The 20664-nt window shown below is 68.0% G+C and carries 20 protein-coding genes; 9 read left to right on the forward strand and 11 right to left on the reverse strand.

Features of this window, described 5'->3' with window-relative positions; genetic code table 11:
• Positions 1 to 14: 14 nt before the first annotated feature.
• From ACIBX3_RS10905 to ACIBX3_RS10945, 9 genes are all read right to left on the reverse strand, one after another.
• Positions 15 to 809 (reverse strand): ATP-binding cassette domain-containing protein, encoded by a 795-nt coding sequence (locus ACIBX3_RS10905; RefSeq protein ID WP_397115484.1) that lies wholly within the window; start codon positions 807 to 809, stop codon positions 15 to 17.
• Positions 796 to 1827 (reverse strand): ABC transporter ATP-binding protein, encoded by a 1032-nt coding sequence (locus ACIBX3_RS10910; protein WP_397115486.1) that lies wholly within the window; start codon positions 1825 to 1827, stop codon positions 796 to 798. The genes ACIBX3_RS10905 and ACIBX3_RS10910 overlap by 14 nt, the downstream gene beginning before the upstream one ends.
• 46 nt (positions 1828 to 1873) lie before the next feature.
• Positions 1874 to 2791 (reverse strand): ABC transporter permease, encoded by a 918-nt coding sequence (locus ACIBX3_RS10915; protein WP_397115488.1) that lies wholly within the window; start codon positions 2789 to 2791, stop codon positions 1874 to 1876.
• Entirely contained in the window at positions 2788 to 3744 is a 957-nt protein-coding gene (locus tag ACIBX3_RS10920; protein ID WP_397115490.1) for an ABC transporter permease, read from the reverse strand. Before ACIBX3_RS10920 ends, ACIBX3_RS10915 begins: the two co-directional genes overlap by 4 nt.
• Complete coding sequence (locus tag ACIBX3_RS10925; RefSeq protein ID WP_397115492.1) at positions 3741 to 5363, reverse strand: ABC transporter substrate-binding protein; 1623 nt, start codon at positions 5361 to 5363, stop codon at positions 3741 to 3743. The genes ACIBX3_RS10920 and ACIBX3_RS10925 overlap by 4 nt, the downstream gene beginning before the upstream one ends.
• A gap of 532 nt (positions 5364 to 5895) precedes the next feature.
• Entirely contained in the window at positions 5896 to 6414 is a 519-nt protein-coding gene (locus tag ACIBX3_RS10930; protein ID WP_397115494.1) for a DUF6069 family protein, read from the reverse strand.
• Between the two features lie 32 nt (positions 6415 to 6446).
• Positions 6447 to 6872 carry an SRPBCC domain-containing protein gene (locus ACIBX3_RS10935; RefSeq protein WP_397116373.1) on the reverse strand — a complete coding sequence of 142 codons (426 nt, stop codon included), beginning with the start codon at positions 6870 to 6872 and terminating at the stop codon, positions 6447 to 6449.
• Positions 6873 to 6901: 29 nt separating this feature from the next.
• Positions 6902 to 7237 (reverse strand): ArsR/SmtB family transcription factor, encoded by a 336-nt coding sequence (locus ACIBX3_RS10940; RefSeq protein ID WP_397115496.1) that lies wholly within the window; start codon positions 7235 to 7237, stop codon positions 6902 to 6904.
• A 5-nt stretch (positions 7238 to 7242) separates the two neighbouring features.
• The gene (locus ACIBX3_RS10945) at positions 7243 to 7761 is read right to left on the reverse strand and encodes a hypothetical protein (protein ID WP_397115498.1); all 519 of its coding nucleotides are present in this window, start codon (positions 7759 to 7761) and stop codon (positions 7243 to 7245) included.
• A 270-nt stretch (positions 7762 to 8031) separates the two neighbouring features.
• Between ACIBX3_RS10945 and ACIBX3_RS10950 the strand changes: the two genes are divergently transcribed.
• Genes ACIBX3_RS10950 through ACIBX3_RS10965 form a run of 4 tightly spaced genes read left to right on the forward strand, consistent with a single transcriptional unit; the run spans position 8032 to position 11930 of the window.
• On the forward strand, positions 8032 to 8565 hold the full coding sequence (locus ACIBX3_RS10950) for a hypothetical protein (protein WP_397115500.1): 534 nt from the start codon (positions 8032 to 8034) through the stop codon (positions 8563 to 8565).
• A 27-nt stretch (positions 8566 to 8592) separates the two neighbouring features.
• Positions 8593 to 9612: a hypothetical protein gene (locus tag ACIBX3_RS10955; protein ID WP_397115502.1), complete on the forward strand. Its 1020-nt coding sequence runs from the start codon at positions 8593 to 8595 to the stop codon at positions 9610 to 9612.
• Between the two features lie 22 nt (positions 9613 to 9634).
• Positions 9635 to 10969 carry a Dyp-type peroxidase gene (locus ACIBX3_RS10960; RefSeq protein WP_397115504.1) on the forward strand — a complete coding sequence of 445 codons (1335 nt, stop codon included), beginning with the start codon at positions 9635 to 9637 and terminating at the stop codon, positions 10967 to 10969.
• Positions 10970 to 11006: 37 nt separating this feature from the next.
• Positions 11007 to 11930, forward strand: coding sequence for a bile acid:sodium symporter family protein (locus tag ACIBX3_RS10965; RefSeq protein WP_397115506.1), 924 nt, complete (start codon positions 11007 to 11009; stop codon positions 11928 to 11930).
• A gap of 223 nt (positions 11931 to 12153) precedes the next feature.
• Here ACIBX3_RS10965 and ACIBX3_RS10970 read toward each other — a convergent pair whose 3' ends face one another.
• A complete protein-coding gene (locus ACIBX3_RS10970) occupies positions 12154 to 13386 on the reverse strand; it encodes a mandelate racemase/muconate lactonizing enzyme family protein (protein WP_397115508.1) in 1233 nt (410 codons plus the stop codon).
• Positions 13387 to 13510: 124 nt separating this feature from the next.
• On the opposite strand from ACIBX3_RS10970, the gene ACIBX3_RS10975 reads away from it, so the two are divergent.
• The 5 genes from ACIBX3_RS10975 to ACIBX3_RS10995 all read left to right on the forward strand — a co-directional run bounded on the left by ACIBX3_RS10975 (position 13511) and on the right by ACIBX3_RS10995 (position 19709).
• Complete coding sequence (locus tag ACIBX3_RS10975; protein ID WP_397115510.1) at positions 13511 to 14860, forward strand: ABC transporter substrate-binding protein; 1350 nt, start codon at positions 13511 to 13513, stop codon at positions 14858 to 14860.
• Between the two features lie 6 nt (positions 14861 to 14866).
• Complete coding sequence (locus ACIBX3_RS10980) at positions 14867 to 15730, forward strand: carbohydrate ABC transporter permease (protein ID WP_127933608.1); 864 nt, start codon at positions 14867 to 14869, stop codon at positions 15728 to 15730.
• Positions 15727 to 16548 carry a carbohydrate ABC transporter permease gene (locus tag ACIBX3_RS10985; RefSeq protein ID WP_397115512.1) on the forward strand — a complete coding sequence of 274 codons (822 nt, stop codon included), beginning with the start codon at positions 15727 to 15729 and terminating at the stop codon, positions 16546 to 16548. The genes ACIBX3_RS10980 and ACIBX3_RS10985 overlap by 4 nt, the downstream gene beginning before the upstream one ends.
• Before the next feature lie 29 nt (positions 16549 to 16577).
• Complete coding sequence (locus ACIBX3_RS10990) at positions 16578 to 18803, forward strand: hypothetical protein (RefSeq protein WP_397115514.1); 2226 nt, start codon at positions 16578 to 16580, stop codon at positions 18801 to 18803.
• A 78-nt stretch (positions 18804 to 18881) separates the two neighbouring features.
• Entirely contained in the window at positions 18882 to 19709 is an 828-nt protein-coding gene (locus tag ACIBX3_RS10995) for a FadR/GntR family transcriptional regulator (protein WP_397115516.1), read from the forward strand.
• Here the strand turns inward: ACIBX3_RS10995 and ACIBX3_RS11000 are convergent, their stop codons facing one another.
• Positions 19710 to 20465: an SDR family NAD(P)-dependent oxidoreductase gene (locus ACIBX3_RS11000; RefSeq protein WP_397115518.1), complete on the reverse strand. Its 756-nt coding sequence runs from the start codon at positions 20463 to 20465 to the stop codon at positions 19710 to 19712. It abuts the gene before it with no gap.
• Between the last annotated feature and the right edge of the window lie 199 nt (positions 20466 to 20664).

The following is a 20664-nucleotide window of genomic DNA, read 5'->3' on the forward strand; positions in this document are numbered from 1 at the left end:
AGGGAGAACGACGATCACTTGGCGGGTTCGAGCACCGCGTCGAGGAGGAGGCGGGTCTCCTCGGTCTGGGGAGCCGAGAACAACCGGCCCACCGCGCCCATCTCGACGATCCGGCCGTTGCTGAGCACGGCGGCCCGGTCGCACATGTGCCGGACCAGCGACAGGTTGTGGGTGATCAGCAGGAGGGTGAGCTGCCTGCTCTCCTGCAGGTCCTTCAGCAGGTTCAGGATCTGCGCCTGGACGGAGACGTCGAGCGCGGAGGTCGGCTCGTCGAGCACCAGGAAGTCCGGCTCGCTGGCGAGCGCCCGGGCGATGCCCAGCCGCTGGCGCTGCCCGCCGGAGAACTCGTGGACGTAGCGGTCGGCCTGGTCCGGGTGCAGTCCCACGTCCTCCATCAGCTTGGCGAGCCTGCCGGGGATCTCGGCGCGGGAACACGTCCCGAAGCGGCGCATGGGGAAGGCGATCTGCCGCCCCACCGGTATACGGGGGTTGAAGGCGGACCCGTTGTCCTGGAACACGATCTGCATCCGGGCACGCAGCTTACGGAACTGGGGGGCGCCGAGTTGCCGCAGGTTGTACCCGTCGAACTCGATGTACCCGCTGGTGGGTTCGACCAGCCGCAGCAGCATCCGGCCGATCGTGGTCTTGCCGGACCCGGATTCGCCGATGAGGCCGAATGTCTCGCCGCGTTCGATGTCGAAGGTGGCGCCGTGCACCGCGACCAGGTCGTCACCCTTGCCGAACAGCCCCTGCCTGACGTAGACCTTGCGCAGGTCCTGGGTCTGCAGCAGCACATCACGTCCCGGCATGCTGCATCTCCCTTCCGTTCTCCGCGTACAGGTGGCAGACGGCCTGGTGGCTGCCGCCGAAGCCGGCGGTCGGCGGATCGGCCGACCGGCAGTCCTCGGTCGCGCGGACGCAGCGCGGGGCGAAGGCGCACCCCACGCCGAGCTCGATCGGGACGGGAGGCGCGCCGCCGATCTCGAACAGCCGCGCCCGCCGGGGGTCCTCCCCGTTCCCGCCGGCCCCTTCCGCACGCAGCCGGGGGACCGACCGCATCAGCGCCTGGGTGTACGGGTGCCGGGGAGCGCTCAGCACGGTCTCCATGTCGCCGCGCTCGACGATCCGGCCGGCGTACATCACCGCGACGGTCCGGCAGAGCTTCGCCACCACGCCGAAGTCGTGCGTCACCATCAGGATCGCGGTGCCCAGCTCGGCGTTGAGCTCGAGCAGCAGCTCGATGATCTGCTTCTGCACGGTGGCGTCGAGGGCCGTGGTGGGTTCGTCGGCGATGAGCAGGTCCGGTTCGCAGGCCAGGGCGAGCGCGATCACCACCCGCTGGCGCTGGCCGCCGCTGAGCTCGTGCGGGTAGTTCTTCAGGCGCCGGGCCGGCTCAGGGATGTGCACCCGCTCCAGCGCGCGCACGGCCCGCTCGACCGCCTCCTTCCTGGTCACCCGCTGGTGCAGGCGGATCACCTCGACCAGCAGGTCGCCGATGGTGAAGAACGCGTCGAGACTGGTCATCGCGTTCTGGAACACCATGCTGATCCGGGCGCCGCGGATGGCGCGCATCTCGCGCTCGCTCTTGGCGAGCAACTCCTCGCCGTCGAAGACGATGCGTCCGCCCACGATTTTGGCGCTCGGCGTGCCGAGCAGGCGCAGGATCGACAGGCCGGTGACGCTCTTGCCGGAGCCGGACTCGCCGACCATCCCGAGGATGCCGCCGCGGGGTATCTCGAAATCGACGCCGTCCACGGCCTTGACGACGCCGCGTTCGGTGGTGAAATGCGTCTTCAGTCCTTCGACGCGAAGGATGGGGTCCGTCATCGGTTCTCCTGCGCCTGGAATGCACGGACCGGCGCGTGACGGCCGGTCATCCGGTCTGCTTTCGCGGGTCGAGGGCGTCGCGGATCCCGTCACCGAGCAGGTTGAACGCGACCGAGACGACCAGGATGGCGAGCCCGGGGATGGTCGCCACGCTGGGATGCCCTTCGAGCAGGACCTCCCGCCCGTCGGAGGTCATCACCCCCCAGTCCGGCGCCGGCGGAGTCACGCCGACGCCGAGGAAGCTCAGCCCGGCGGCCGTCGTGATCATCACTCCGCACAGCGTCGTGCCGTACACCACCAGCGGCGACAGCACGTTCGGCAGCAACTGCCCGCGCAACACCTGCCACTGGGTCGCGCCGGCCGCCCTGGCCGCCTCGATGTACTCCTTCTGCGCCTCTTGCACGGTGGAGGTGTAGACGACGCGCGCCATGTACGGGATCAGCGTCACCCAGATGGCGAGCATCACGTTGCGCAGTCCGGGGCCGAGCACCGCGGCGATCGCGATGGCGAGCAGCACCAAAGGGAAGGCGAACACCACGTCCAGGGCGCGCATCGCGGCGTCGCCGACGCGGCCGCCGAAATATCCGGCGCCGATGCCGATGAGCAGCGCCACCGGCACCGCGCACAGCACCGGGACGATCGCCACGGTGAGCGAGTACCGGCCGCCCCAGATCAGCCGGGACAGCACATCCCGGCCCTGCCCGTCGAGGCCGAGCGGGTGGCCTGGTGTGCCGATCGGGGCGAGCCGCCGGCCGGTGTCGCCCACGAGCGGGTCGAAGGGGGCGATGAGCGGGGCGAGGGCGGAGACCGCCATGACCGCCAGGATCAGCACGGCCGAGACCGCCGCCAGCTTGTTGCGCGCCATCGCGCGCAACGCCATCCGCAGCCGGGAACGCCGCCTGAGGGCTGCGACGCGACCGGCCGGAGGGGCTGTGGTCTCGTTCTCGAGTGCGGCCGAGGTCATCGCGCCACTCCTCTCGTCCGGGGGTTCAGCATGGCGACCGCGAGGTCGGCGAGCAGGTTCACGATCACGAACACGACGGCGATGAACAGCACCCCGGCCTGGATGACGGGCATGTCGCTCGCCGTGATGGCGATGTAGAGCTGCTCGCCGAGGCCCGGCCAGCTGAACACCACCTCGGTGAAGATCACGCCGCCCAGCAGGTAGCCCACCTGGAGGCCGATGATGTTCACCACCGAGGGCAGGATGTTCCGCAGCGCGTGCCGCCAGATGATCAGGCGCTCGGGGACGCCGCTGGCGCGCAGCATCCGTACCGAGTCCTGCTGCAGGGCCTCGATCATCGTGGCCCGGGTCAGCCGGGCGATGATCGCCGTGGGGACCACCGCCGTGGTGGCGGCGGGCAGTACCAGGTGGGTCAGCAGGTCGGGCAGGCCGCCCGGCTCGCGCACGTCCTGCATTCCCGACGTCGGGAACCACCCGAGGTCCAGCGCGAACACGCTGATCACGACGAGCGCCGCCCAGTAGACCGGAACGCTCGCTCCCGCCACCGACACCCCCATCGCGATCCTGTCCGGCAACGAGCCCGGGCGGGTGCCGGCCAGGATGCCGAGCGGAACGCCCAGCAGCACGCAGATCGCCAGCGTCCCGAACGCCAGGATCACCGTGTTCATCAGCTTGGGCACGATCAAGCTCATGACCGGCATGCTGAGCGACAGCGAGCTGCCCAGGTCGCCGTGGACCAGCCCGTCGAGATAGCTGAGGTACTGCACCACGAGGGGCCGGTCCAGGCCCATCTGGTGACGCAGCGCCTCGATGGCCTCCGCCCGCGCGGTGGGCCCGAGGATGACCCGCGCCGGATCGCTCGGCACCATCTGCATGATCAGGAAGACCAGGATCGTCACCCCGAGGAGCACCAGGACGGTCGAGGCGAGCCGCCGCAACAGGAAGGCGGTCATGAGCCGATGGACACCGGGGCGAGGTCGTACCACTCCTCGCTGGGCGAGACGAATCCGGTGACCTTCGAGCTCATCGCGTAGGGCGACTTGTCATTGACCACGGGAACCACGACCCGGTCGGCCTGCGCCAGCTTCACGGCCTGCTTCCACAGCTCGTCGGCGGTCTTGTCGTCCTTGGCGGTGGCCGCTCGCTGCATCAGCGCGTCGAGCTTGGGGTTGCTGTACTTGCTGATGTTCGCGCCGTTCGGCGCCTGCAGGGTGGAGGAGTTGAGGATGTACAGCCAGTACGGCGAGCTCATGCCCCATGACATCTGCGCCATCGAGGTCCCCGGTGGCAGTCCCTTGGACCACTTCGTCAGGTAGGCGATCCACTCGGTGGCGTCGATTTTCGCGGTGATGCCGACTTTGGCCAGGTCCTGCTGGATGTATTCGGCCATCTGCACCGGCAGGATCTGCCCCGAACCGGACACCGAGGTGGTGATGGTGGTCGAGAAACCGTCGGCATAGCCGGCCTCGGCCAGCAGCTTCTTGGCCTTGTCCGGATCGTAGCCGTAGGCGTCGGGATCGATGACGGCGGCGGAGTTGCCGGGCGGCAGGACGCTCTGCGCCGGGGTGACGGTGTCCTTCAGCAGCTCGCTCGCCATCCCCTGGCGGTTGATGGCCAGGTTGATCGCCTCCCGGACCTTGAGGTTCTTGGTCGGCCCGTCGTGCAGGTTCAGGTTGAGGAACCACAGGTGCGGCGGTGCGCCTTCGGACACCTTGAATCCGGCCGCCTTCAGGCTCGCGATGCTGTCCGGGGACGGCACGGCGATCAGGTCGACCTCGCCGGCGCGCAGCGCCGCGACCCGGGCGGAGGTGTCGGGCAGCGGGCGGAAGATCACCTTCGCCAGCTTGGCCTTGGTGCCCCAGTAGCCGTCGTTGCGGACGAGGGTGATGTGCTGCCCCCGCTGCCGGTTGACGTAGGTGAACGGCCCGGTGCCGAGCGGATGGTCGGCGACGCCGTCGTTGCCGTACTTCTGGATGGCGGCGGGGCTGATGATCGCCTTGTAGCCGCCCTGCGTGAGCAGCCGCAGGAAAGCCGAGAACGGCTGCTTCATCTTCAGCACCAGCGTCATCGGGTCCGGGGTCTCGATCGACACCAGGTGCTGCCAGACGTAGCCGCTGTTACCGGCCGCCTTGACGTCGTAGAACTCGAACTTCTTGTCCCACATGCGGCGGATGTTGAACTCGGCGGCAGCGGCGTTCATCTCCGTCCCGTCGTGGAACTTCACCCCCGGCCGGATCTTGAAGGTGTAGGTCTTGGCGTCCGGTGAGACCGTCCAGGACTCCGCCAGCATTGGCTTGAGCGGCGGGATGGGCACCTCACTGGATGGCTTCGACAGGTCCTCGTCGACGAGTCCTTCGAAGATCTGGTGGAAGACCCGGGTGGTGACCCAGCTTCCCGTACGGGGCGGGTCGAGGATGTCGGCCTCGGATTCCATCCCCACGATCAGCGTTCCGCCGGGCGAGGACTTCTCCGCGGTCGTCGTGCTGCCGCAGGCGACGAGCATGGAGCCGAGGGCGACCAGGGTCGCGGCCTGGCCGCCAAACATCAGGGTGCGGGATCTGGGACCGTTCACAGCGCACTCTCCGATAACTTGCGAGTTGCCGGAAAGCTAAGGACGCGGTATGTCTGACCGATTGCCTTGGTGTTTCTCATGCAATGCGCCGTTTGGGGGTTATTACGGCGCTCTACACCAGCCCGCCGCGGCCGCGGCGGGCACGCAGGTCAGCGATCCCGTGGAACGAGCCCACATGCTCATTGGGAAAAGTACGTGCGGCTCGCGCTGCCGCCGGAACTTCACAGCGAACACAAGTCAGCCCCCGCGGACTGACGTCCAACCGGAGCTCCACCCGTCCAGCCAGGGCTTACCTGAAGACATCGCCACCTTGCGATGGATGAAGCAGGCGTTGCCCGGACTGAAGACATGGCCCCTCCGGCGACGGCCACGCCGCCAGCCGAGCAGGCCGCTGGTACGGCAGAACCGCGCGGGCTCCGCCGTACCAGCTTGGGCTTTCAGAGGCCAAGAGAGTTGTTCAAGCCGCCCTGCGGGGGAAGCCACGCTGATCGCAAATGCCGATCTTGAGGGGATGGGAGGGGGCGGGGGAACCTCAGTGGTTGCCTCGCGGGCTGCGCGGGGCCTGGCTTCCTTCGCGCACGCTGACCGCGCCGGCGTCGCTCGGATGATGATTGAGCCCGCGTATCTTCAGGAGTCCCACGATCGTGATGGGCACGAGTGCGACGTGGCACAGCGCCAATGTGAGCTTGCTGGTGGTGTCGAGATCAGCAGGAACCGTCATGACGAGGATGGTCCCGAGTGCGAGCAGCGGACCGATGGCCAGAGCCACGGGAACGACCCACCGCCGGCGGCGGGAGAGCACCGCTGCGGCGGTCATTCCCAAGAGCAAGGGCAGGACGGTGAACCCGGCGACGGTAAGCGCGTCGACCTCGGCGACCTGAGCGGAAGCAGTAAACCGGAATGTGCCACCAGCAGCTCGTCCGAGTGCATAGACGACGAGGTTGATGGCCGGCGCGGCGGCCACGGTCGCGGCCACAATGATGGTCCGGCGATGTCGGCGTCGCGCTGATCTGCTCCAGGCGCGATCGTTGATGTCGTGCGATGTCGTCATGTGTGTCTCCGTCCCGTGGTGCCGATCGCCCGCTATCGGCGGAGAAGGTAGGCCTCGATGCGATCGAGCGCGCCGACCCAGACGTCCTGGGCGAAGAAGTCGCGCACCTCGACGGTCGGGAACCCACTCTGCACCACGGTGACGAGCGTTCCCTTGTCGTGTTCTTCGAAGGTGATCTCGATCGTCGTCGTCATGGTCATCCCGTCCGGGCTGCTGCCGGTGGACTCGGTGACCAGGCGATGCGGACGGTCGATGGCCACGAAGGTCTGCGTCTCCCGAAACAGGCTGTCGCGATCCGGTCCCCAGACGGCAGTCTGCTGACCGCCGATGCGCAGATCGACCTCGATCTCGACGATGCCGGGCTTCTCGTCGAGGATGCTGAACCAGATCTTCTGCTTCTCCGCGTCGGTGTAGGCGTCAAAGACCTCCTCCGGGGTGGCAGGTAGCAGGCGCGTCATCCGCAACTGGGTGGTCTCGGTTCGTTCGGTCACTGTTCAGTCCCCTTCTTGAGGGTGAAGTAGGCATCGAGGCCGTCGAGCCGGCGTTCCCAGAGCCGTCGGTAGAAGACGATCCAGGACATGGCATCGTCCAATCGTTCGGTTCCCAGGCGGCATTGCCGCGACCGGCCGATCTTCTCGGTGGTGACCAGGCCGGCGTTCTCGAGAACGAGTACGTGTTTCTTCATGCCGGTCAACGACATGCCGAACGGTTCGGCCAGTTCGCCGATCGATGCCGGCCCATCGCCGAGACGAACCAGGATCTGCCGCCGTGTCGCGTCCGCGAGCGCTGAGAACACTCGATCGAGAGTCGCATGCTGAACCATGTGGTTCAGCATATGACGCTGAACCAGAAGGTGCAATGATGGCGCCGGGCAGCCAGAGGCGAGCTCCCGTCTACGGATTCGCTGTTTGGATCTTCATGAGCCCTTGGGCGAGATCGGCGGCCATGTGAGGGCCGTGACGCCATGTCCTTCGGGCTCTGAGAAGCCGCCCGAGCCGGCGCTGAAGATTGCTCTCCAGGAGCCGCGGCGTACTGCATGTCCAGCGAGCCCGCGAGGCTGAAGAACCGGTCGAAGCCCAGGTCGAGCGGTCCTCCGGAGAACGGTGCGGTGTAGTCGGTGTCGACCCCGGTCTCGGCCGGGTGCCAGGGCAGGTCGCCGTTCTCCACGCCGACGGTGGTGCCGTCGGGGCGAGGACTCCTCGCTGCAGCGGTCCGCGCCGGCACGGCGAAGATCTGCACCATGGCGGCGTGTTGGATCATGTCGATCGAGGCGGGATTCATGTACCGGAACAGGCCTGTGGCTGGGTCTCGCCTGGTGTCCCACATGCGCGCGGCGTAGTCGCGCATCCTTTGCCGGTGGCGCGAACCTCCGGTCACGGACTTCGAGCGTGAGCAGGTTCTTGAAGTAGACCGAGTCGAACACCGGCGGATGCCCGTCCAGCCGGATCTGGCTGGAGTCGTTGGCGTCGACAGGACCAGCAACCAGATCCTCGGCTGCCAAGCGGCTTCTACGGTCGTGGGTGCACGAGCTGCCACACACCACCGCACTATGAGACAATTGCCCTGGTCAGGCCACTTTAGTCTCCCCCTGGGCTAAGACGACGAAGGGGGATCGGCATGGAGATCAGGCCGCAGGCGGTCGTCATCCCGAAGGAGACCGACCATCTGGAGCAGGGGAAGTACGGCCCTGTCTACCCGAGGACTCCGGCCTGTTACGGGTTCACCATCATCGCGAAGGTCAAACCTGGCCGAGCCGATGCGATCCGCGACTACGGCTACGCGCTCGCCAAAGCGCTGGAGGACGACCCCCGCCTGCTCGCACCGCTGAAGCTGCATTACCTGCGCTGGGTGCTCTTCGACGACGACACGCGCTTCATGTATCAGGGGATCTTCGACACCGACTTCGACAAGTACACCGAAGACGCCATCGCGCTCTTCACCCGGGCGGGAGTGAACACGGCTTTCGAGAACCTTGAGGGCTTCCCCGAGGATTGGAAGACCAACCCGGAGGCGTTCGTCAGATTCGTCCGCGAGCACCATTGCCCGAGCTTCATCGAGTACGGCGAGTACCCGTACTTCACCGCCGACGAGATCAAGAAAGCTCTGCGGATCAAGAGCGCTCTGTCGGAAATGCTCGATCAGATGCAGTGACATCCGCCAGCGCTACCTGGAGGCGAGATGAGCGAGTCCACAACCGCGCGCACCTACAACCAGAACCATGCGCCGCGTCCGTACAGCCCCGGTCGGCGCCGGTTGAGCATCTACGTGGCTTGGAGCTATCCCGCCGAGGCGGGAAGGGATGTGACCGAGCTGGACAACCGGTTCTCCACGATGACCGAAGTGCGCCGCGTGACGTGGCCGGCCTACGAGGACCCGAAATGGTCGGATCCGCTGCGGTTCCAGCAAGGCATCGCGGGCGGGCTGGAACTGTTCTTCTGGGGCTGGCTGCCCTTCCAGCAGTTCGTCGAAGAGGCCACCGGATACGCCGTGCCCGTGTATCAACGCGTCGATCAGGCGGGTTTCCCCACGCCGCTGGACGAGCGGGTGCTGGCGGACACCGACACCCTGTTCGTGTGGGGGCTGGACCACATGATCACCGGGCAGGACGCCACGCCAGCGGAGATCGAGGCGGTGCGCGAATGGCTCACCCGCGAAGGAACCTGCCTTGCTCTCGGGCCGCACCACGACGTCGGCTCATCGGACGACATGGCGGTGCGCGACATGGAGTACCACCATCACGGCGACGCGCTGGTGCCCCGCCAGCAACGCTTCGGACGGTACACCCGATCGCTGATGGCCGGCCTGGGGGTGCCCGTCGAGAACCGCTACGGGCTCCGTCCCGCGGTGGCGGAGGGGAACAGAAGCGCCCCCCTGTCCATCGCGAGGGATCTGGACACCAAGGGGTGGCTGGAAGGCGTGTCCAGCTTCAACTTCCACATGCACCTGCCGCACTACGCCGTGACCACTGACGACCCGAACGTGATCCACGTGCTGGGCAGGCAGCCGATCGACATGTCAAGGCCGCCGCACCCGTTCACCGAAGCCGGGAACACCGAGTTCAACATGTTCCTGTGGATGCCACCGAGTGGTGACCGGGCCGGTGACGTGATCTTCGCCGACACCACGATCTTCAGCTCGCTGTTCGGCGTCGACGAGAGCCTGCGCACCTTCTGGAACAACATCGTCTCGGCGAAGTAGCACTACAGGAAGGCGGGTTCCGGTGAGCGAGCGAACCCACGTCAAGCTCGAACTCGACGACATCCAGCGTGGAGCTCTCAGCCCTCGGCCGACACCGTACGCGGCGACCTACATCCTGTTCCGCATCGATGACCGTGAGCACGGGCGGGAGCTGATGCGACGCGCGAGCGCCGTGGCGACTTCGGCCGCCGACACGGTGAGCCCGCTGGGTGAGACCTGGGTCAGCATCGCCCTCACCTACCACGGTCTCAAGGCGCTCGGTGTCGCTCAGGAATGGTTGGACACCTTCGCCTGGGAATTCCGCCAAGGCATGGCCGCACGGGCCAACGCGCTGGGCGACATCGGCGAGAGCAGCCCGGAGAACTGGGAGTCCCCGCTTGGCACGTCTGACGTCCACGTCGTGCTGGTGGCGCTCGCGCCTGACAGCGCGCGACTGGAGGCGGCCATCGATCATGCCCGCCCCGCTTATGACGCCCTGACCGGCGTGACGGCGATCTGGCGCCAGAACTGCCACGCGCTGCCCACCGAGACCGAGCCCTTCGGCTACCGCGACGGCATCAGCCATCCTGCCGTCGAAGGCAGCGGGATAGCCGGTTCGAACCCGTTGGAGACACCACTCAAGGCCGGCGAGTTCGTGCTCGGCTACCGCGACGAGCTCGGCGGCATCCAGACCCCGCAGCCCGACGTGCTCGGACGCAACGGCACCTACGTGGTCTTCCGCAAACTCCACCAGCGCGTCGCCCTCTTCCGCCGCTACCTGAAGGACAATTCCACCAGTCCCGACGACGAGGAACTGCTGGCAGCGAAGATCATGGGGCGCTGGCGCAGCGGCGCACCGCTGGCGCTCAGCCCGTCCCAAGACCAGCCCGGACTCGGTGCGGACCCGAGCCGCAACAACGCGTTCCTGTTCCAACAGGACGATCCGGGCGGCTTCACGACTCCCGGAGGCAGTCACATCCGCCGCGGCAACCCTCGCGACTCGTCGGTGGCCGGAGAGCCCAGACTGCACCGCATGATCAGACGCGGAACGGCATACGGCCCGCCGCTGCCCGAAGGAGTCCTCGAAGACGACGGGGTCGATCGGGGACTGATGTTCGCCTTCGTCGGGGCCCATCTCGGGCGGCAGTTCGAGTTCGTCCAGTCCGAATGGATGAACGACGGCGTCTTCTTCGGCTCCGGCGACGCAAAAGACCCCCTCACCGGCTCCCACGACGGCTCCGGCGACTTCACCATTCCCCGGCGCCCCGTACGGCGGCGCCTGCTCTCACTGCCGCGATTCGTCGTCACGCGTGGTGGCGAATACTGCTTCATGCCAGGGCTGACCGCGCTGCGCTGGCTCGGCGACCTGACCGACTGAGCATGACACCGCTGCTCCGGCATGACGGAGGGAACCAATGAACGTATTGCAGCCGCTGCTCACCTCCGTCATCGTGATCTTCATAGCGACCACCATGTTCGCAGTCGGTCTCGGAGCGACGCTATCGGTCCTGCGCGCCGTGCTGGCGAACGTCGTGCTGCTCCTGCTGGTGCTTCTGGCCAACCTGGTCGCCATCCCGCTCCTCGGCTGGGGCATCGCCGCGCTGTTCGGCCTGCCCTCGGCGGCCTTCATCGCGCTGCTTCTGATCGCGTCCTCACCTGGCGGGCCGTTCGGGGCGAAACTCGGCATGGTGCAGAACGGGGACGTGGCCGCGGGCGCGGCGATGCAAGTACTGCTCGCCGCCATCGGCAGCATCACCTTCGGCCCGACGGTGAACATCATTTTCCAGGCGGCCAATGCGGGTGGCGGAGTCGCGCTCGACGTGCCCACGCTGATGTTGACCGTCGTGGTCCTGCAACTCGTCCCGTTCGCCGTGGGATTGATCGTGCGCCACTACGCGCCGCCCACGGCGCTGTCCTGGCGTCCTGCGGCCGCCAGAACGTCGAACGTGACGTTCCTCATCGTGCTGGTGGGCATGCTCCTGGGCAACTGGCGCGACGTCGTCGAACTGATCGGTTCCCTCAGCCTGCTCGCGGGCTTCGTCTTCGCCATCGTCGCCTTCACCCTAGGCACGGCCCTGGCCACCGGACAGTGGGCACGCCGTACCACCATGGGCGGAGTCGCGGCCGTGCGCAATGAGGGACCGGCGCTCGCCGCCGTCGGCATCGCCTTCGGGAACGAACCGGCCATCATGGGAGCGCTCGCGGCTGTACTGCTGAGCGGCTTGGCCGCGGCCCTCCCCATCGCAGCGGTGCTGAGCCGTCGCCGGGCGACGCAATCTCCCGAAAGTGACCGTCTTGCCGGCCCTCCCGGTCATGAACGCCAGAACAGGGAAACGTGACCGAATCATGACCATTGACGCATTCAGATCGTCCTGATGGTGAGTGCCTAGAACCGCGATCTACTGTGGGCCTCCGACCTGATGTCATCAATATTCACGATCACGCGGGCCATGGTCTGATCGCCCGCACTCGGGGCGGTTTCATTGGCGTCGGCGGGGTGCCGGACCTATGCCCTCTCACCCTCGCGCCGGAAGCCGCCCGGATGATGCGCATCAACCACGACTACGAGCGGGCTAGCGGGAGGGGATGGGTGGCGCCGGTTACGCGGCGGCGTACAGTGGCGCTCTGGTCGAGATCGGGGCGGAGCCGGACTCCGTGGCCGGGGGCGGTTCCCGGGCTCAGCCGGCCGGCGGAGATGTCCGGCAGGCCGGTGACAAGCTGCGGGTACCAGCTGGAGTAGTAGGCCCTGGTGGTCTCCTGGATGAACACGTGCGGCAGATGGACGGCCAGGTGCGCCGAGGCGGCCAGCACCACGGGCCCGCTGCAGTCGTGCAGCGCGAGGGGCACCTCGGCCGCGAGCGTGCGCTCGGCCAGAGCCAGGACTTCGCTGATCCCGCCACACCAGCCGAGGTCGGCGATGAGGACGTCCACCCCGCGCCGATCGAGCAGAGGGGCCACGGCCGTGCGGCCACCCAGCGTCTCACCGGCGGCGATCGGAACCGGGCTGGCCGCTCGCAGTTCGCCGAGCTCGGCGTAGCGATCCGGCCGTATCGGGTCCTCGACCCACAGGGGATCGAACTCCGCGAGCGCCGCCAGAATGACCCGCGCCGCGGAAGGCTCCCACAGGCCGTGCAGTTCCACGAGGAGACGCATGCGATCACCGACGGCGTCGCGCACCTTGCGCAAGGGGCCGAGTCCGGCATCGAGGTCGGCCCGGCTGATCTCGCGTCCCGCCGAACGTTCGGCGTAGACGTCGAAGGGCCAGATCTTCATGGCCGACACCCCCTCGGACAGGAGATCCTCGGCCAGCCGGTCGGCGTGGTGGAGGAAGCCGTACAGGTCCTCGTGGCGTCCCTCTCCGGCCACCCCCCAGTTGGCCGACTTCTGGCCGCTGGGGTTGCGCATGTAGTGCGGGCCCGCGCAGGTGTTGTAGATCTGCACGTCGCTCCTGACCCGGCCGCCGAGCAGTTCGGTCAGTGGCAGGCCGGCCTCCTGACCCATCGCGTCCCACAGCGCCAGGTCGACGGCCGACAGCGCGCGGACCTCGGCGCCGCTGCCCAGGTAGCCGACATAGCCCTCCAGCTCCGTCAGCAGCGCCCGGAGCTCGTCCGCGTCCCGCGGCATGGCGCGCCCGACCAGGGCGGGCGCCAGAGCCTCGTGGAGGTGCGCCTCGGCCGCGGCGGCCCCGTAGTAGGTCTCGCCCAGCCCGACGATTCCCGAATCGAGGTGCACCTGAACCAGCAGCAGGTTGGGCAGTTCCTCGACGACGAGTGTCTCGATGCCTTCGATGCTCATGAATGTCTTCATACCGGCCAGACTGGTCTGACCGCAACTCCTGGATAATACGGTGGCATGCTTGACGAAACTTCCCGTTTACCTAGATGGTGGTCAGACCGGTTAGCCCGCAAAGGAGTCTGCGATGCCGTTGACGACACGTACGATCGCCGGCCTGGCCCTCATAGCCGCCACCGTGACGGCCTGCGCCCCTGGTGCCGCACCCGCCGAAGCCCCTGACGCGGGCAAGGCCGTGTCCAGTGCGCTACCGACCGAGCCGGTCACATTGACATTGAGCCACTTCGAGGAAGGCGGCCAGGGAAAGGCGATCGAGCAGCTGGCCGCCAAGTATCAGCAGCTTCACCCCAACATCACGATCAAACCGACCTACACGGCCTTCGCCGACTACGGCAAGAACATCAAGCTGCAGATGTCCTCGGAGTCGGCGCCCGACATCGCCCAGGCCGGCCAGGCGCAGACGATGCAGGGCCCGCTGGTCCAGGCGGGCCTGCTCCGGCCGCTGGATGAGTACGCCAAGCTGTACGGCTGGAGCGAGCGGTTCAAGCCTGGCCTGCTCGACCAGGCCCGGTTCTCCAAGGACGGCAAGACCTTCGGCGCCGGCGAGCTGTACGGCATAGCCTTGGGCGGCAACCTGGTCGGCATTTACTACAACCGGGACAAGCTCGCCAAGCTCGGCATCACCACCCCCTTCAAGGATCTGGCCGCCTTCCAGGACGCGCTGGCCAAGGCCAAGGCGGCGGGCGAGACGCCGATCCAGCTCGGCAACCTGGAGGCCTGGCCGGGCAATCACGTGCTGTCCGACCTGATCGCTCAGTACGAGCCGCACGAGAACGGGCTCAACTGGGTCTACGGCCGCAAGGGCGCCACCTTCGACAGTCCCGGTGTGCAGCAGGCCACCAAGACCCTCGCGGAATGGGCCAAGGCCGGCTACATCGACTCCTCCGCCAACGGCACTTCCGACAGCGACGGCGTCGGCAAGTTCATCAAGGGCAAGGGCGTCTTCATGGTTTCCGGCAGCTGGAACCGGTCGCGTATCGACGAGAACATGGACGGCAAGGCAGGATTCACCGCGATGCCGCCGGTCAAGGCCGGTGACCCGGTCCGCGCGACGGGCGCGACCACCTCGCCGTTCAGCATCTCCGCCAAGACCAAGTACCCCGACGTCGCCGCCAACTTCATCGACTTCATGACCCGGCCGGAGAACGCGGCCACGCTCTTCCAGGGCGGTTACCTGCCTGTCGCCGAGCGTGACGCGGGCGAGCCCAAGGCGGGCAGTGCCCAGGAGGGTTTGGTGGAGACCTGGCAGCAGGTTCTCGCCGACGACGGGCTGGCGCTCTACCTCGACTGGGCGACCCCGTCGATGGGTGACACCCTCTTCCCCGCGGTCCAGCAGCTGATCGCCGGTAAGACGACGCCGGACGAGCTCATCTCCACGGTCCAGGAGAACTGGGCCGACGAACGCGGCAACGGCTAGGGCGATATGAGGGCCAACTCCAGAGTCGCCTACCTGTACATCCTGCCCGGTTTCCTGGTCTTCGCGTTGTTCGTTCTGGTGCCGCTGGGGCACACAGCCTGGCTGTCGCTGTACGACTGGGACGGCATCACCCTCGGCACCTGGACCGGGCTGGACAACTACACCGAGCAGCTGGCCGATCCCGACGTCCGCACCGCTTTCAGCCACTCGATGGTGTTCCTGTTCTTCTTCGCCGCGCTGCCCGTCGGCCTGGGACTGGTGCTGGCCTCGGTACTGTCGCGGTTCCGGCTGCGCGGGCTGGGCTTCTTCCGCACCGTGATCTTCCTGCCCCAGGTGGTGACCGCGGTGGTGGTCGGCATCGCGTGGCGGTGGATGTACGCCGACGAGGGGACCATCAACCAGCTGCTGTCCGCGGTCGGCCTGGACGGGCTGGCCCGCGCCTGGCTGGGTGACTTCACCTGGGCGCTGCCCGCGCTCGGGCTGGTCGGCACCTGGGTGATGTCCGGGCTGTGCATGGTGTTGTTCCTGGCCGGCATCAGCAAGATCGACGCCAGTCTGTACGAGGCGGCCCGCGTGGACGGAGCCGGTCCAGTCAGGGAGTTCTTCGCGGTGACCTTGCCAGGACTCAAGCAGGAGATGGCCGTGGGGCTCACGCTCACCACGATCGCCGCGCTGCGCTCCTTCGACCTGGTCTACGTCACCACCGGTGGCGGCCCGGGCAACGCCACCAACGTCCCCGGTTTCGAGATCTACAAGCTGGCCTTCCGCCAGGGGGCCGTGGGCGAAGCCTGTGCGGTCGCCGTGATGCTCACCGTGCTCATCTTCACCGTGGTCCTGTTGATCACCCGGTTGCTGCGGGAGAAGCTGTGAACGCCCGTATCGAACGGCTCGGCGCCTACACCTTCCTGTGCCTGTTCGCCCTTGCCGTACTGCTCCCCCTGTTCAGCATCTTCTCGGTGGCCCTGCAGCCCCAGGGGGCTCCGGTCACCGGCCTGAGCTGGCCGGACGACCCGCAGTGGGGCAACTTCGCCCGCGCGTGGACCACCGGCTCCTTCGGCGACCTCATCACCTCGAGCGTGATCGTCGTGGTCGTGGTGGTCCCGGTCGCGACGGTGCTGTCGATCATGACCGGGTACGCCTTCGGCACCATGCGGTTCCGCGGCAGCACCCCGCTGTTCTACGTGATGCTGATCGGCATCGTCATGCCGTACGAGGCCACCGTCGTGCCGCTCTACTACGACCTGCGCCAGTTCGGTCTCACCGACAACTACCTGGGCCTGATGCTGCCCGAGATCGGGTTGTCGGTGTCGTTCGGCACGTTCTGGATGCGGGCCTTCTTCCTTTCCACGCCCCGCGCGCTCATCGAGGCGGCCCGCATGGACGGCGCCAACTCCTTCACCGTCCTGTTCCGCATCCTGCTGCCTGTCGCCCGGCCCGCCGTCACCACGCTCATGGTCCTGTTCTTCGTCTGGACCTGGAACGAGTTCCTGCTGTCACTGGTGTTGCTGCAGGATCCGGCCGTCCGCACCGCGCCCGCCGGCCTCGGCCTGTTCGTCGGGCAGCGCACCACCGACGTCGCCGGACTGTCGGCCGGCGCCCTCATCGTCACCGTCCCCGTCGTCATCGTCTACCTCTTCCTGCAACGCCATGTGATCCGCGGCATGCTGCAGGGCGCCGTCAAGGGCTGACTCTTTCGAGGAGAAGGAAGGCTCCGTACGTGTCCCACACCATCGACTTCCGGTTCGCGCCCCCCTCGCGCTGGACAGCGATCTGCCTGCCCGACGACCCGCACAAGACCCTGGTCCGCGAGGACGGCGCCCTGCTCTACGGCTTCACACAGACGCACCTCGCGGCCTGGCACTTCGCCACCGTCGTGGAGTTCTCCGCCCAGAGCGCCGACCGGCCCGTGTCGGTGACCCAGCGCACCGAGTCCGCCGCACGCCCCATCGTGGTCACCACCATGCGCTACCCCCGGCTGGAGCTCACGCTGACCGCCTTCGCCCACGAGCACGACGGCTTCCGCGCCGATGTCGTGATGTGGGAGCTGACGCACATCGGCGACGACGGCGAGGTGCTCACCGGACTGCACATCGACCACCACGACCGCGACGCGGTGCTGACAGGCGGCACGACACCGTTCCACGTCGCCTACTCGGTGGCGCCCGGGCAGGCTCCTGCCCAGCCGATCTGGCCGGACGACACCGCCGAGCAGGACGGCACGCCGCTCGGCCCTGTCGCCCTGGTCCACCGGCCGCAACGGCTCCATCTCGCCCATCCGACCGGATTCCGCCCGGCCACCGGCCTTGACGTCACCCCCGAGATCCTGCGACCAGGCGGGCGTATCGGCGGGGCGCTGGTCCTGCCGCAGCCGGCCGTGGCCGAGACGCCCGCCATCGCGGACCTGGCCTGGGCCGAGGCAGCCCTGACCCGTGCCCGCGCCTTCTGGGACGAGCTTCCAGCGCTACGGCTGCCGATCACCGTGCCCGACCCGGCCGTGCAGGACCTGCTGGTGGCCTGCGTGCGCAACCTGCTGCAGGCGCGGGAGATCCGCGACGGACTGCCGGTGCCGCAGGTCGGCGCCACGGTCTACCGCGGCTTGTGGATCGTCGACGGCCATTTCATCCTGGAGACGGCCCGCTACCTCGGCTTTGCCGCCGACGCCGACGCCGGTGTGCGGGTCCTCCTGCGCCGGGCCAGGCCCGACGGCTCCATCACCGGGTTGGAGCTGGCGCCGCACATCAAGGAGACCGCGATCGCGATCGCCACGCTGGTGCGGCAGTCGGAGCTCAGCGCCGACCCGCGCGGCGCGCTCGGCTCGCACTGGCCGGTGGTGCTGCGCGCCATCGACCACATCGCCGGCCTGCGCCGCCAGGCGGACGCGTTGCCCACAGGCCACCCGCTGCACGGCCTCATGCCGCCGGCGTTCGCCGACGGGGGAGTGGCAGGCGTACGGGCGGAGTACACCACCACGCTGTGGACACTCGCGGGGCTGCGCGCCGCGGTCAGGGGAGCGACGATGCTCGGCCGCGCATCCGATCGCGACGCGATTCACGCGCAGTACGTCCGGCTGCGCGCCAACTTCGACACGGCGGCCCGCCGGCACCGCGAGGAAGGACTCGCGTACCTGCCCTTGATCCACCCGGAGAGCGGCTCGCATCACTACCACGCGGGTCCCGCCGAGGCCGACGTGGCCGAATGGCATCGGATCCGGCCTGGCAGCGCCACGTGGGCGCTGTGCCAGGCCATCTGGCCGGGCGAGGTGTTCGAGCCCGGCGACCACGTGGTCACCGACCTGCTGGCGCTGTTCGACACGCTCGATGACGAGCAGGGCATTCCCGCCGAGACCGGCTGGCTGCCCTACCGCGCCGTCTGGCCCTACGCCGCCTCGTTCGCCGCGCACGCGTGGCTCTACGCCGGCCGTGCCGACAAGGCGGTCGACTACCTCTACGCCTTCGCCAACCATGCCGCGCCCACCCGTGTATGGCGGGAGGAGCAGTCGCTGACCGCCACCGGCAACGGGCAGCTGTGGGGGGACATGCCCCACAACTGGGCCTCGGCCGAATTCGTGCGGCTGGTCAGGCATCTGCTGCTGTTCGAGCGGGACGACACACTCGAACTGCTGCCTGCCGTACCGGCTGGGTGGTTCGGGGCCGGCCAGACCATCGAGCTGGAGCGCAGCACCACCCGCTTCGGCCCGGTCAGCCTGCACGTCACGACCGAGCACACGGACGTGGTCACGGTCACCGTCCGCTACACTCGCCAGGGCGGCGCCCACCCGGCACCGGACCGGCTCTCCCTGAGCCTGCCCCTTCCCGAGGGAGCCGCGGAGCGGCCCACCGAGATCACCGTCGACGGCCGCACGGTGCCGCCCGCCGACGGGCGCATCCCGCTGGCCACGGTCGACGACGTCACCGTCCGCATGACCTACCGTCGGCTATCATGATCAGGAACGTTTGCCCCCGGCGGGGGCGGGAAATAGCATCCGGTCTGACCGCGCAGGGTGCTGTCGGGAGGATCACCGGTGACGATTGACGCCGTTCCGCGTGACATGCTGTCCACCTATCTCCAGGACGCCCTGCTCACCGGGAAGATCAGCCCGGGCAGCCGGCTTCCCTCCGAGCGGCTGCTGGCCCAGCGTTTCGGGCTCAGCCGCCCCTCCGTCCGTGAAGTCATCAAGGAACTGCAGGAGCGGGGGCTGGTCCGGGTCATTCCCGGGCGCGGCACGTTCGTCCGCGAGCCGAGCAGCGTCGACAGCATCCGCCCGCTGGAGGCCTATTACCGCCGGCGCAACGCCACCCCGCGCGAGGTGACCGACGCGCGGATCATGCTGGAGACCCACGCCGCCGTGCTGGCCGCGCGAAACGCGACCGAGGACGATCTGACCGCGCTGCGCAAGATGCTGAGCGCCTTCGAGATGGCCGGCAACGTCGTGGAGAAGGCCCGCGCCGACATCGCCTTCCACATCCTCATCGCGCGGGCCGCCCGCAACTCCGTGCTGGAGGTGATGTTCCTGTCGATCGCTGGGCTCACCTTCGAATACATGCTGCGCAGCCTCGCCGACCCCACGATCGTCCGCGAGGGCGCCCCGTACCACGACGACATCCTCGCGGCGATCGCCGACCGCGACACCGAACGAGCTCGCCGCGCCATGGAGGGCCACCTGTCAGTGGCGCACTACCACTACGGCGAAGACCTTGACCAGGGGCTCGACACGCTCGCTCGCCGCGAGCTCACCCGGCTGATGGGGCCGGGTGTGTCACTCGACGGCATCATCGAATCGGTGCTGACCGCGCTCGACGGGCCGGACGACGACCTGCTGCGACTGGAGCCCAACTCCCGTCAGCGCTAGTCAGTCCTGGTTGAACAGCGAGCAGCCGCCGTCGGCCAGCAGGGTCGTGCCGGTGATGTAGTCGGCGTCGGGCGAGCACAGGAACGCGGCCACCCTGGCCACCTGCTCGGCGGATTGCGGAACTCCCAGCGGAATGGCCTGGGCGGCCCGCGCGGCGTAGGCGGGCTCGTTGTCGAACTGCCACTTGGCCAGGCCCGCGGCCACGATTCCGGGCGCGAGGGCGTTGACGAGAATGCCGTGCGGAGCCAGCTCCTTGGCCATCGACCGGGCGAGCATCGCCACGCCGGCCTTCGACGCGCTGTAGGCCGCGATCTCCGGCCACGGCACCGTGCCGACCCAGGATCCCGTCAGCACGATGCGCCCGCCAGATCCTTGGGCCACCATGCGCCGGGCGGCCGCCTGGGCCGTGTGGAAGCAGCCGGTGAGATTGATCGCCAGCTGTTGTTCCCACTCCTCGACAGAGATCTCCAGGAACGGGGCGGATTTGACGACGCCGGCGTTGGCGATGGCGATATCGAGATGTCCGACCTCGTCGACGGCGGCGTCCAGGGACGGCCGATCGCGCACGTCGGCCTGCACGTAGCCCACCTCGCCGTGCGCGGATGCGGTGGCGATCCACGGGCGGGCCTCGGCCGGCGACTTCACGTCCAGGAGCGTGACGCGAGCCCCTCTGCGAGTCAGCTCGGCGGCCATCGCAGCACCGATGTCTCCTGCGCCACCGGTGATCAACGCGGAGCGTCCCTCTAGTACGGGCATGATCCAATCCTCTCTGGTTTGACCGGTAAAACCAGAATCCTATGCCGGAGAGGAGAGGTGTTCCCCTTCGAGGCCGGCCGGTGAGAGGCGCAGACTCCGCGGGGTTCGGCCGAGGAGCCGGCCCGGTGACGCCTCCGCCACCGGGTCACTTCACGCTGACCGCGGCGGACGTGCCCTGCTGCAGACGCGTACCGCGCCA

The organism is Nonomuraea sp. NPDC049480, assembly GCF_044465905.1.
In the GTDB taxonomy this organism is placed as follows: domain Bacteria; phylum Actinomycetota; class Actinomycetes; order Streptosporangiales; family Streptosporangiaceae; genus Nonomuraea.